This window comes from Epilithonimonas sp. 33E (assembly GCF_059372615.1).
Genome location: NZ_CM182009.1, coordinates 235,828 through 249,147, shown reverse-complemented (window position 1 = coordinate 249,147; position 13,320 = coordinate 235,828). Strand labels below are relative to the sequence as shown.

Below are 13,320 nucleotides of genomic sequence, written 5' to 3'. Positions count from 1 at the left end.
CTTAATGCGACAAAAGGTGTCGTGTTTTGGATTTGTGGATAAGTTTTGGTTTACTTTTTCTCAAACAACTGAGAGGTAATCTCTTTGAGTTCTTTGTAAGGAATGTTCGCCAAAGAATCTTTTATACTTGTGTGGGATATTGTTTCTTTTCTCAGATTATTGAGAGGATGCGTCTCGGGAAGAGTGGTTTGAGAGTCCGGTGTGTAGGACAGCAGATCGTTGGGTTCGCAGATGAGGATCCTGCAGAGCAGTTCTATATGGTCTAAGCGGAAGACGCGGGTCTTGCTGTTGAGGATATTGTGGGCGGTTGCGCGAGAGATGCCGGCTTTTACAAGGAATGTGTAGGGTCTTTCTATTCCTCGGGCATTGAAAATAGGCTTGAGATTAAGATTTAGCATTGTGTGTTTTTGTTTAAAGATAGTAAGATTGTGTCAAATAGCTTAATTGATTTTAAATTTTGATGCAAAATTGAGGTAAATGAGAACAAAAGTGATGAAAGTTAAAACTAAATTGGCGTAATGTAAAACTATATTGATAAAATGTAAAATTGTATTGTCAGAATATAAAATTTGTCTGATATAAGTTATAAATATGTTGGAATAATATAAAATAGATATAAGGAAATATAAAACAATATCGCAAAAGGTGAAAATTATCTCGTTAGAATATAAAACGGATCTGCAAAAACCTAAAAATAAAAAAACAATAACACATTGTGCGACTGCTTTACTTTAATTATTGTATAAACACGGATTGCAAATCCGCGCTATTGGATCTATTGGAGCTTTAGAAACCCTTTAATAATTTATAGAAAAAGAGTTTTAAGAGAGAACTCTGTTCTTTAATTCGTAATTTAGATCCGTTGTACAAACTATGGATAATATCTGCTGTTGAATCCGATAGGTTATAGTTAGTCCAGACATAGGAAAATATTCAAATCCAAATGAAAAAATTACTAATCATTATAACAGTTATCTTTGGTTTAACAGTCTGTTATTCTCAGGAACATCCTGTCAAATTCACCATAGAAAATTTTGAAAACCAGATACTAAGCTACAATCCGAATAAAAACCAAAATGTTTCAGATAAAGATTATCGGTACGGTACTATGATTTTAGAAGAAACAAGGAATGCCGTAAAAAACAAGCCTGAAAACTTTAATTTGGCAGATTATTTTAATGTACTGAACGCTTTTCTCAGCCTGAAAGAGACAAAGGAAAATATTGATCTCGCATTTAGAAAATTTGTTAACACCACAGGAAGTTGCGAATATATTTTATCTTTTGAAAATTCAATTAAAAATAATTCAAAGTACGATATTATACGAGGCGATTACGACGAACAGTTACTTCAATGCAAATCCAATATTACTACTGAAAAATTTGATATATCACAATACTGCAGGACTTATAACTTGAATTGTCTCCTTGCTGAAAAAATATATAGCATCAATCTTAATGACCAAAAATACAGATCCTTAAAATTACAAAGCAAGCAGCAGCCTTTAGATGCAGAAAACCAAACAATGATTGATGCACTCTACAAAAAATATGAAACCTACATAGGAAGAAGTTTAGTGGGGAAGAAATTTGAAAATGTCATGTGGGCCGTTATACAACATTCTAATATTGATATGATGGAAAGATATCTACCTGTTATAAAAAAAGCAGTGGCTGATAAAGAAATAGAAGCTGGGCCTCTAAAAATGCTGATTGATAGATTTTATGGACTTAAGTATGGTTATCAGATCTTTGGAAGCCAGGGTGAAGGATTCGGATTCAAGTTAGCTGATGAAAAAACGAAAAATGAAATTAAAATAATGTATGGAATTGAATAAATCTTAACTGTACCAAATAGAATTTTTATCCATAGCAATAATCTTTTACATCCCGGTGCTGGCGCGAGCGTCTCGCTCGTGCCAGCGGGGGGATATTAATTAAATCGAGAAATTTATGCCCTCTTTCTGAATTTTTATTTACTGTGGATTTTAATGCTGTATTAATTAAAAAAGCAGTGATTCGTCACTGCTTTTTTTATTGACTGGATAGTACAGATTGTAGATCTGAGCTTTCGTTTTTTTAATTCGTACTAGTTACAATTTTTTTTGAAAAATAACTAATATCGGAAGAATAACTTTCTGATGTATAAAAATTACAATTAACTTTAATTGAATCGAAATGCTTCTTTAATTGTAATTCTTTAGATGATAATAGCATATAATCACTGATACTTTTATTAAAATTTATAGAATCCTTTCTGTACGAAACTGTATCTATAATTTTTATATATATATCAAATGTATTACTTAAACTTTTAAAGCTCTTATCCTTTTCGATCTTCGCAATGTCATCTACATTATAATAATATATTATAGTAATATTTTTAATTTTATGTTTAAGGAAATCATCTAATTTTTCAATTTTTGAAGAGAGATTGGAAGACAATTCAATTGGCTCTTCCTTGTTCATTCCTAAAGAGAAACAACCTATTTTAGCTAATATGAAAAGAAACAAAAAAATACTAATTACGCTTATTGTCGCAATTTTTAGGACTCTGAAAATTTTTATTTTCATAATTATTTTGGAATATTTTCTGTTATAAAAGTATCATTTATTTTATAAAATTCAGATTTATTTTTTACTGCTCCTTGTGAAGTATTTGTACTAATAAATACTCTTGCTTCTTTTAAATCATCAACCCATTCGAATAAGTTAGGATTTATTAAGCAAGTATGTATTGTCTTCCAATTGCCTCCTTTTTTGATAATGATTATTCCATATTTTTTGACGTTTTTTAAATAAAAATCTCCTACCATCCAATCTACAACGGCATAATAATTACCATATTTTTTAATTTGTTGGCTATGTGATGCAAATCTGATAACATTAGCTATCTCTTTCAAGACATTTGAATCTTTTGTAAAATAAACAGGACTGAGTTGATATGTGGGAACTTTGACATTTGCTTCAAATTCATCGGCTTCATCACACGATAAAGTAATATGTTCTCCCACCTCAATCCCATTTTCGACCAAATATTCGGCAACTCCAGAAGCAAAAGCACCACCTTCACTGTGTGATATGAAATAATATTTTTTCCCTTTCATCGTATCAAGCAATTTTCCAAATTTTTTCTTCGCCTTTTCCTTTCCTATTTGTTTCCTAGCATTTCCGCTGGAGGTGCCTCCGCCAAAACTACTTCCGTCAAAGTAAAAAAAATTTTTATTGGTCTTTATTCCATAATAACTACAAGCATTGTCTTTTAAAATATCAAGATTTTTCACCGAAAAAAAATTTTTCCCAATTTTTTTTCTTGATTTGCCTAAAAAATAATCCCAATAATACTCTCTTCCTCCTCCTGGAGCTACATTAAAAATTTCCAATGTTCTATCCCAATGACCATTTACTAAAATTAGTTGTGGAATATCTCTAAGTTCTACAGCCAATCTACCTCTACCATTGAATGGCAATTTAACAGTTTCCCCCCAATTTGATATCTGACAATATAATTCTAACTCGGCACCCTCTCCTATTTCATCTAATATATAATCCCAATCATAATTAAGAAAAAGTTCAATACTCCCAAATTTGTTTTTCCCATTTGACTTAACAGTTATATCTTTTACTTCCCCTAAACTTACATCTTTAATTCTATTTTCTTCATAAGGCTGTAGTAGGAATGTTGTATTTTCAGGAACATCGTTAGAAACTAATAAATTAAACTTTACTATATCTCCAAACTTTGCTCTTGTTACTTTTTGCCCAGATCTGTTTGTCCAATAAGCATCTAATATGTAATCCTCCAAATTATTAATTTTGTCAGAAATATTACTTTGTTTATTTTGCTTTTTTACAGAAGTCCCAAAAGGATTTTCTAAAGTCAGTCTCTTTATTTTGTTTACACCTAAAGGTTTTATTAAACTCATTGCTTTATTTTATATTGTTAAAAAAAGAAATGGCGACAACATATGTCGCCATTAATAAATTATCCTAAAGTACTAGTATCTGCTCCATGTTGCATTACAGCATCTACAGGTTCAAAAGCACTTTCGTATTCTAGCTCTAATGGATTTTCACAATTTTCTCCGTTATCTTTCTCCGGGAAAATCGGCAAGGCATCTGTCACTTCCAGACCTACAGATTTTGCCTGCAAAATGGTTAAAGCTGTTGGTACTCGTGTGATCCAATACTTACCTTGAGGTTTACCCGTTGGCTGTTTCAATTCCTCAACGATTGACATGTACATCGGGTCACCAATGACAGGAACTTCACCGCCATTCCAAATCCTTCCGGTTGTCATAAAGAAGTTAACGGCATCTTCAAAACCAGGTTTAACGGTTACAATAATCCTTGCCATACCAGCCTGTAGGAAGCTTCGGAACAAAGGATCAGTCTCCTCTGTAAGATAAAGATCCTGCCAGTGTGCTTTGTTTGCCCAATAGTAAGGATAGAAGGTATAATCCATAATGCTCCATTCAAACGCCTGCTCCATAAATTTGGCTAGGGATGTGTAGTTGTCTAGATTATCCCCAAATAGCATATGGAAACTTTGCATTGTCTTTGAGTCTTCTGAAGTAGTCTGACCAAGCGAATCATATCCCAGTTGGTTTTGCAAGAGGTAAGCGATACAATTGTGCTTCAGAACATTGGCTTCCGTATCTCTATAGAAAAGAGATACTTTCTCCTTGTTGTCGGCTGTAGCTGCCGCCGCAGCTTCTGCTGCTGCTTTTACATCGGCATCAAATTTTTCTTTGGCTACGGTATAGGCCGCAATGATAGCTTCGAAGTTGGTTTGTCTCCACTTTAACATAAAAGCATCGGAAAGTGTACATTTAATTTTAAGAGCTAATGATATATTAGTCGTTCCATTACCTCCGTGATATTTCTGGTCATAATTACCTTCAATATGTAAATCTTTTGTTACAACTGTCCCACTATTCCAACTTTGTGTTATTGGTCCTGGCTTATCGATTAATTTCCCTGTTAAATCATCGAATGTAAAATGTGCAACATTTTTTTTAAACCTATTATAAAAAGCATAATTTATTTCCGCCTCATATGCTTTATAATTATTAGGTATTACAAGATTTAAAAACCTTGTAATATCGCTATTGTCTAAATCTTCTTCTTTACTTGTAGAATACAAAATGTCTTTTTGAGGCAAATCAGTTAATTTCACACTATAATAATCTGCCCAGTGTTGTAAAAATAATACATCCACATTAGCGTCTTTCATTTGCCACTCTTTTGCTTCATTACTTCTAGGATCTATCGGAGCGGTAAGCTGCTCTTTCACTGCATTTGTTGCCAGAGCGTGCAGTCTTGCCGGCTCGGGAATCATAAACTCAAACATCGTACGCTTGCCATAGTTGTAAATCTGATTTTTCATCTTCTTGTCCACCCATCTGTAAACACCAGTAATATGTTGTGGTTTTGCTCCTTGAGAATCTGTAGTTGTAGTTACCTTACCACGATTATCAAACTCATGCACATTGGTTTCCGTATGTTCTTTGATAATTTTTTGGATTCTTTCTTCTGAAACTTTGGTTAGTACGCGCTCCATAGCCCTTTCCGTTAGCTCCTGAGATTTAGCAACAGCTTGTCTTGTACTGTCGTGCTGTGCCGTGCTGTTGGCATAGCTGCCTCCTACCTCAAGTTTCCATTTAGCTCCCCCGGCAGAAAAAGAAGTATGAGCTTCCCAGCTTTGCTGCTTCTCTATTTCTTTTGCTACTTCTGTTTGCATGTCAGTTCTTGTAGCCTTGGTTGTATCAGACATTTGTTCTGTTTCCTGAGATTTTGAAGTGGTATCCGTGATCTCGGAATAGTCTCTGGAAACTGAGGACTTATGTCTCAGCTCACTCGCCATAACATTTTCAATATTGGACACTTCTCCAGGAACGTAAGCATGAACAGATTGCTGTACCTTAAGATAATCTGCAATACCCAATCTTTTCACTCCAAAATGTTTTGGGGTCATGCCATTTCCTGAGATATTGCCATTTTGAGATTTTAGAGCCAACAATCCTGTATATTCAGCATTATCTAATTGAGAAAGGTCTAAAACCGCTTCTCTACCATTATCGAAATAAATTTCAATTTTTAGATTATTCAGTTTTTTAAATTTATTTTGAAATGTTAGAGGAAAAGTTACTTTATTATCAATTACAGGAATTTGTAAATGCGTTTGCTCAAGTGAATCTCCCGTAGAGTTTTCTCCAGTAACTTTAGCTTTTGCCACAGACCAAGAATCATTCTCAACATTGAAGCTAAATTGTAAATAGTTAAATACAAATAGCCCTACTTTCATATAAAAAGGATATAATAAATATGAAAGGGGTGTCACTAAGGATGTCTTTGCAACCGGCACCAATGCACCTCCCAGATTCACATATTGTTGCTGAGGCATTTCTACAGTAGATAATACCGTTTTGGATTGTGTAGAAACTTCTTCATTAACTTTCTCGAAAATATCCCGAAAAGAAAGATCATCATCCGATAAGGTAACCGTCTCACCATAAAGCCTGATCTCAGTATCTGAAATGATTTGTAAATCCTGTGGAATATTGGCATCAATATTATTGGAAATGGCCTCGGAATCATAATCCGCAAATAATTCGATAAAAAGATTGAATGACTCTGTGCTTAATTTGGCGTTCAGATCATAAAAGTTAATCGCATTTTTGAAATTAAATTCAAATTTTGGTACTTCAGCTAACTCTAATTGCTCATATGCTGCTTTCTTTTCAGCTTCCGTCGTATTCTCATCGAAGGTTGCTTCCAGATCACTCAATAAAATGTTATTACTATCGATAATTGGTTTTATAATGATTTGGTACTCATCATAAGCCGATTGATATGCGTTATTATAAGCTTTGTTGTAGGCTTTTTGCAGATTTTCCAATTCTTTTTTCAAGGATTGTGTCATATCTTTTTTTAACAAAGCATTTGTAACGCGCAGATTTTTCTCAGCTTCTACTTTCAGCCTACTTTCCTGCATTACAGACAAAGATCTTTGCTCTTGTACCGGCAAAATTCTGGCTGCAGAGCTTTCGTCAGTGATGTGATCGCCGTTGCCAATAACTGTTTTATCAATCGTAAAAATATCATCACCAGTTTCTACCGGCGCATCTTCTACGAAAAGCTTAGCCGGTAAAACAACTTTTGCTGTTTTTGCCAGATCAAGCCTCTTTTCTAATTTATCCGCTTCGGAAGTTTTATAAGTGTCGATATAGTGCACTGCTTTTAAAGTCTGGATAACCGCTTCTTTCACATAGAAATCTTTTTGTGTAACGACCTGATAAATGAGATTGTCCCAAAGAGAAATCATTGCAGAATTATCAATCTTCAGTGCCTCTGTTGTCGTTAATCTATCTATGATATCAGAATCCGGATCTTCATTATTAGCTAAGGATTTTCCTAATTTGTAATAGTCTGAAACAGAGGGAAGCAATTCTATACTCTTTTCTTTTTTAAAGGCATGCTCTTCAAAAGTGGCAGCAGCCAATTCTAATTCCTGGAACTTTGTGGTATTCTTTGGGTCCTGCGTAGACCAAGACTCTATCTGAGTGTCAAAAACTCCTTCGGTACCGTTCGGTCTTATAACAAATCCCTTGTTTTTCTCACTTGTGTCTGCAAGCTGTGGATTTCTAAGGCTCACAAATCTAAAAAGAGTTTGTGAAATTTCATTTGGTGTTTTTTCGTTTGTTGTGTTTGTGTCGCTCATTTTGTTAATTATTTAATTTTTAGACATTTCTCTAGCTGTTCCAGTAATTTTTATTATTGGAATGCTTAAGAATCTATTTTTGTTATTGATTTTTCCTCCTATAAAAAGGAGCGTTGATTATTCTACAAGATTATTTTCTGAGATGTAATCTTGTAATTCCTGTTCTGTGTCGAATTCTGCGTAAAAAGTTTCCATGCCAGGATATACTTTTCCTGTATTACTAACTTCATTAACAATAAGGTACTTTTCTTTATCCCAAACTAAAATACATTTCTTAGTCAAGATTACTGAATTGACATCATTTACTTTTTTTGTTGATTTGATCATTTGTTTCATTTTAATTTGTTAACAGTGTCACATTTTTGGGAGCAGATGTTAAATTTGCTCTTGCAGCTGCGCTCGCTGATGAAGGTGGCTGGCAATTACCTTTTAATGTTATTCTTTTAGACCCAGACCAATTTGTAACATCTCTTGCTAAATCTATCAATATCTGATCTACCATTGTGCTTGATAAAGTCGCTAAGCCTGTAATATCAAGAGTTCCCATATTAGAAGGATATGTTTTACTATTATAAGCATTCATTGTATTATTTCCTGCAATGACGATTGAATTGGCATTAGGGCATTTTGATAAAATATCTCCTGAAATAGTATTCTGCCCACCTATGCTGAAAGTACTACAATTAGAAAAAACTCCACTAATTGAAGAAATAGTATTTTCTCCTCCTATTTGTATATTGCTCGTTGCAGAATTTATTTGAGTGAACAAATCTCCGGTTATTTTGTTCTGACCAGAAATAACAACTCCATTTGATTTTGGTAGATTTAAAGCAGTGATTGTATTTTGTCCTCCTACGGTTATTAATGTAGCATTAGGAAGATTTAGAACACCATTTAAAGTATTATTACCATTAACTGTGAATTGAGTTATTGAATTTAGAACAGGAACTGATCCTGTTAGATTATTTGATCCGTTTATCGTTAATAAAGTTGTATTAGGCAGGTTAGGAATATTACCTGATATCGTGTTCATTCCTGTTATAGAAATGGTTCCAGCAGTTGAAATATTTATTAAATTTCCAGAAATTGTGTTGTTTCCTCCTAGATTAATATAAGTTAAATAAGGAAAGGAAGGTAAAACCCCTGAAACAGTATTGCTTCCTAAAAGATATAAATAGCGAAAATTAGAAGAAAAAGTATTAATATTTCCAGATATTGTATTTCTTCCTAATCTCGATAGCTCTTCAACCGATGGCGAAATATTACCCGAAACTGAGTTAGTTGTGCCCGTTTTATCATTACCCAAATATATTATTTTACAACTTGATGGCAAGTTATTTAAACTGCCCGATACGTTGACAAAAGAGTTATTAACAGCATATCCACTACCCAAATACAAAGATTCCAATACAGAATTAGAAGGTATTAAATTTAGATCAAAAGTTGGATTAGACTGTGGATAATCATTATTCCTTAGTTCTAAATTTTTTAACTTATTTCCACATTTAGTAGCCCATTCGCCAATCACTTTTCCCTGAAAAGATAAGTCTCCAGAACCATAACAATAATGATTAAATAATAATTTTTCACAATTAGGAAAAAAATCTAAAATATCTGGAGTTAAATCAACATTTTTTATGTAGCCTAATGGGTTTGTTTCTGTACCTAAATTGGATATCCCAAGGTCAAATATGATTTCTTTAACTTTTTTAGGATTAGAATAAATTTTAATTTTCCCTGTATAATTATTCGAATAATTTTTAGCAGAATAGTTTGAAGTGCTAATTACATTATTTGAAGTTCCGTCTCCCCAATCTGATTTGCTCTTGTATATATTTTCATCAATTGTACCGAAATAAAGTTTTTGTATCTGAGTGCAATTATTAACACTAATAGGATAATAAACATTATTCGCATCATATTGTTCTATTACATTCATATTTTTAAGTATTAAAGATTCTTATATAATATACATTATCAATTCTTTGGATTTTTGCAGTACTGCCAATCCCTCCGTTTAATATATTTGTATAATCTACTTGATTAATTGTCACTCCAGACCCATTCGTAAAAGTTATGCTTCCTGTACCCGCTTTTGTAATTGTACACATAAAGTCCGAAGCAGAACTTGTCAAGCATTGTATGTTGATATTGCTGGATCCATTCTTTACTACCACATTTCTTCCATGCATTTTTACACCGTTTACATCTTTATTTGTATCAATGCTTAATGTAGTCTCGATTGTAATCTGTGACGGTTCAATAAGTTTTGTTTTCCAGCTTGCGATATTTTCTGCAGAAAGATTTTCCGCTGTTTTGTCTGCTTTGGAAGATACATCAATGTTCAGGCTATCCATAGGGATTTTTTCATCCTTGTGCCAATAAGAATCCAACCACTCGTGGAAATGTTCTTGTGTAGGTTTATCTCCAGTTTCGAAAAAACCTTTTAAGTCTGTTTTTGATTTCATAAAATTTTAATTTTAAAGATTAATAAATAATGTTGTTGTCAAAGTCTTCCCTGAAAAAGGTTTCAATCTCATCCAGGTAGAAATCATAGTCTGATTCCTCATTCTCAATATCTTCCCAATCGATACTATAGATCGGGTTTTGGGAAAATTCTTCGTTTATTGTTTCTGTTCGGTTTTCCATATTATATTTTGTGTTTGGGTAATAGTTGTCCTTACCAGCTGTTTTGCTGATATCATAATTGGTTTTCGTTAAAAAAATAATTTAGATTAAATTGAGGCCTTAATTATAATCCAAAAGTAGTTGGTCGTGACGCCAGAACTTGACGTATCAAATTTTATTTTAACTTGCTGTTGCCGGAGTTACTGAAACACCTTTTGCTTGTAAGTTGGATACAGCTTGATCAGAATCTGCTGATCGTGTTCCTCTTGTATATATCGTTTTAGTTCCTACCCAACTTGATATGTAAGATAAATCATTTAATAATCTATCATTATCTGCTTTGGAAAGATATTTTGTAGTAACAGATCCAGAAAATGGCTTTTGTCCAAATAAAAATATATAGTCCATTGTTGCATTCCAATTTCTACCTCCAGAATATGTTGGAGCCGTTTCTCTAGAATACCATAATCTTACCTGCTGAATATTTGGTGGCAATTTAGCCAGATCTCCCAATATATTAAACCTGAAAACCCTAGTTCCTGTCCCTATTGTACCATCACCATTATTGTCATAAGCACTATCATAACACACTAAGAGGTTCTTAAGGTTACTGGTAGGAGAAAAATTGCTACAGTTAATATTAGGAATAGAATCTGTGTTAATCATAGGTAATGATAATGTTTCCAGAGAATCAGGGATATCAGACCAATCTCCACTAATTTCTACTCCGGCATAACCACTATTGTCATGATAATAATAAAGATAGGCGTGAAAATAAACGATATTAGGAAATTGTTTTACAAACTCATTGGAAAATCTGTATTGTGTACATTTTGACGCTCCGGTAGGCCCAAAAAATTCTCTGGCATCATCAACAAATGCAATTGAAAGTACATCACTTAACCCACCTAAAGGATATATTTTAACATCACCTGTATAATTAATACTATATTGATGCTTAATGTATGTCATACTTCCATAACCTGTTTTGTTTTTACTTACTGTTACTATCTCTTTTGTTCCATCTCCCCAATCAATCATTACATCACTTTTTCTGGTAGATAAATGAAACCAACATCTTGGAGAGTTCACCAAAGAAAGCTTTGCAAAAGGCTTATTTATTGGATAAAAAACTGCTGAATTCATTATAGATTATTTATGAAGATTAAAAATTCATTCGTGTTACCTACTCTGGAAATCATAAAACGACTTCCTCTTGCTCCATTCAAAGCTAATGTATTATCAATACGAGTTAATACCGGAGTTCCCGATCCAGCGACAAAAGTGACGACTCCTGATCCTAATTTTACACCTGTAATAAGAAAATTTTCTTCAGTGTCGGTTGCCAGATTTATTTTATAGTTGATAGGTGTACTGCCATTATCAATCAAAACATTTTTCCCATTTTGTGAGAATCCGTCTGAGGTTTTAGTCTGATTTGTAATTTCAGTTGTAGAGTTAATCTTTATTTGGGAAGATTCATCCTTATGCCAATAAGAATCCAACCACTCATGAAAGTGTGTTTGCGTGGGTTTATCTCCAGTTTCGAAAAAACCTTTTAAGTCTGTTTTTGATTTCATAAAATTTTAATTTTAAAGATTAATAAATAATGTTGTTGTCAAAGTCTTCCCTGAAAAAGCTTTCAATCTCATCCAGGTAGAAATCATAGTCTGATTCCTCATTCTCAATATCTTCCCAATCGATACTATAGATCGGGTTTTGGGAAAATTCTTCGTTTATTGTTTCTGTTGGGTTTTCCATATTATATTTTGTGTTTGGGTAATAGTTGTCCTTACCAGCTGTTTTGCTGATATCATAATTGGTTTTCGTTAAAAAATAATTTAGATTAAATTGAGGCCTTAATTATAATCCAAAAGTAGTTGGTCGTGACGCCAGAACTTGACGTATCAAATTTTATTTTTAATTAATTTTTCAGCAATCTGATTGAGCAATTCATTGTTCTCATCAACATAGCATAAACCTGCCTGTATCAATGCTTCCAGATTTTTCTTTTTCACATTATCCATCTCGGGAGAAGCCGTTTTAAGTGAAGGATTAATTCTGTAATAATTCTGTCTGTTTCTTTTGCCAAGAGTCATAAACATTTGGTTCAACTGATAATCCACAGTTTCTGCATTGGCAGAAAGCAGGATATCGATGATCGGACCAATCCAGGCTAATTTGCCAACATTTTTATATTTGTTGATCGGGTAAGATTTCATTTCCGTTCCCGTTCCCAAAGAGACTATCATCATATCATTTACAGCCGGGTAATTAGGTTTTTCAGGATTTTCAAAAATATCTGCAAAAGGAATTTTTCTAGCTTCTGCATATGCGCAAAGAGCAGGATTGTTGGCAAACATTCCTCCATCTATCAGGCTAAAACTCTGTCCATAGGATGATCTGATCTGAGCCGGAGAGAAATAAGTGGGTGCAGCAGCTGTCGCCCGACAAATGTCTCTGACCAAAAAATTCTGCTGGGCTTGTTTTGCGTTAATGGTATTGAATAATTTGGCCCGTCTGTTTTCGATATCATAACTCGTGATGAGAGAAGGTTTTATAAAGTCTTTGATCTCAAGTCCTCCAAAAAAATCTTTGAGCTGCCTTTCCAGATTATCCTGCGAAATTTTCTCACTGAATAATCCAAACGGGTTAATCAAACTTTCCCATAGTGAAACATTAAAAATATCTTCACCTTTCTCTGTATAAAGCTCAAATGCTTTTTTAATAGAATATCTGGCTTTTTTGTTGTCATCAGGATAAAGTAGAACCGAAGCCAGGATTCCGCCGGTGCTGCTGCCTGCAATCATATCAAAATAATCGCCGAGCTTCGCATTCGGATGATCTTTTTGCTGTAAAATCTCTTCAAGATAACGGAGAATGATGCATGAAATAATGCCCCGGATTCCGCCGCCGTCTAAAGAGAGTATTGTGATCTTTTTCATTTGCAATAATTTTAATGATTTGATA

General features: G+C 33.5%; 13 protein-coding genes. 1 reads left to right on the top strand and 12 read right to left on the bottom strand.

Features of this window, described 5'->3' with window-relative positions; genetic code table 11:
- Positions 1-50 precede the first annotated feature (50 nt).
- A complete protein-coding gene (locus AC5P2S_RS01170; protein ID WP_283415675.1) occupies positions 51-398 on the bottom strand; it encodes a helix-turn-helix domain-containing protein in 348 nt (115 codons plus the stop codon).
- Positions 399-943: 545 nt separating this feature from the next.
- Between AC5P2S_RS01170 and AC5P2S_RS01165 the strand changes: the two genes are divergently transcribed.
- The gene (locus AC5P2S_RS01165) at positions 944-1,837 is read left to right on the top strand and encodes a hypothetical protein (RefSeq protein WP_494555938.1); all 894 of its coding nucleotides are present in this window, start codon (positions 944-946) and stop codon (positions 1,835-1,837) included.
- A 241-nt stretch (positions 1,838-2,078) separates the two neighbouring features.
- Here the strand turns inward: AC5P2S_RS01165 and AC5P2S_RS01160 are convergent, their stop codons facing one another.
- From AC5P2S_RS01160 to AC5P2S_RS01110, 11 genes are all read right to left on the bottom strand, one after another.
- Positions 2,079-2,573, bottom strand: coding sequence for a hypothetical protein (locus AC5P2S_RS01160; protein ID WP_494555937.1), 495 nt, complete (start codon positions 2,571-2,573; stop codon positions 2,079-2,081).
- A gap of 2 nt (positions 2,574-2,575) precedes the next feature.
- Positions 2,576-3,925: a hypothetical protein gene (locus AC5P2S_RS01155; RefSeq protein WP_494555936.1), complete on the bottom strand. Its 1,350-nt coding sequence runs from the start codon at positions 3,923-3,925 to the stop codon at positions 2,576-2,578.
- Between the two features lie 59 nt (positions 3,926-3,984).
- On the bottom strand, positions 3,985-7,722 hold the full coding sequence (locus tag AC5P2S_RS01150) for a hypothetical protein (RefSeq protein WP_494555935.1): 3,738 nt from the start codon (positions 7,720-7,722) through the stop codon (positions 3,985-3,987).
- A 117-nt stretch (positions 7,723-7,839) separates the two neighbouring features.
- Complete coding sequence (locus tag AC5P2S_RS01145; RefSeq protein ID WP_283415680.1) at positions 7,840-8,049, bottom strand: hypothetical protein; 210 nt, start codon at positions 8,047-8,049, stop codon at positions 7,840-7,842.
- Between the two features lie 10 nt (positions 8,050-8,059).
- A complete protein-coding gene (locus tag AC5P2S_RS01140; RefSeq protein WP_283415681.1) occupies positions 8,060-9,661 on the bottom strand; it encodes an autotransporter outer membrane beta-barrel domain-containing protein in 1,602 nt (533 codons plus the stop codon).
- Between the two features lie 4 nt (positions 9,662-9,665).
- Positions 9,666-10,190 carry a hypothetical protein gene (locus tag AC5P2S_RS01135; RefSeq protein WP_494555934.1) on the bottom strand — a complete coding sequence of 175 codons (525 nt, stop codon included), beginning with the start codon at positions 10,188-10,190 and terminating at the stop codon, positions 9,666-9,668.
- A gap of 19 nt (positions 10,191-10,209) precedes the next feature.
- Positions 10,210-10,371 (bottom strand): hypothetical protein, encoded by a 162-nt coding sequence (locus tag AC5P2S_RS01130; protein ID WP_283415683.1) that lies wholly within the window; start codon positions 10,369-10,371, stop codon positions 10,210-10,212.
- A 159-nt stretch (positions 10,372-10,530) separates the two neighbouring features.
- The gene (locus AC5P2S_RS01125) at positions 10,531-11,496 is read right to left on the bottom strand and encodes a hypothetical protein (RefSeq protein WP_494555933.1); all 966 of its coding nucleotides are present in this window, start codon (positions 11,494-11,496) and stop codon (positions 10,531-10,533) included.
- Entirely contained in the window at positions 11,496-11,930 is a 435-nt protein-coding gene (locus AC5P2S_RS01120; RefSeq protein ID WP_494555932.1) for a hypothetical protein, read from the bottom strand. Before AC5P2S_RS01120 ends, AC5P2S_RS01125 begins: the two co-directional genes overlap by 1 nt.
- A 19-nt stretch (positions 11,931-11,949) precedes the next feature.
- Positions 11,950-12,111, bottom strand: coding sequence for a hypothetical protein (locus AC5P2S_RS01115; RefSeq protein ID WP_494555931.1), 162 nt, complete (start codon positions 12,109-12,111; stop codon positions 11,950-11,952).
- Positions 12,112-12,257: 146 nt separating this feature from the next.
- A complete protein-coding gene (locus AC5P2S_RS01110) occupies positions 12,258-13,295 on the bottom strand; it encodes a patatin-like phospholipase family protein (protein ID WP_494555930.1) in 1,038 nt (345 codons plus the stop codon).
- Positions 13,296-13,320 lie beyond the last annotated feature (25 nt).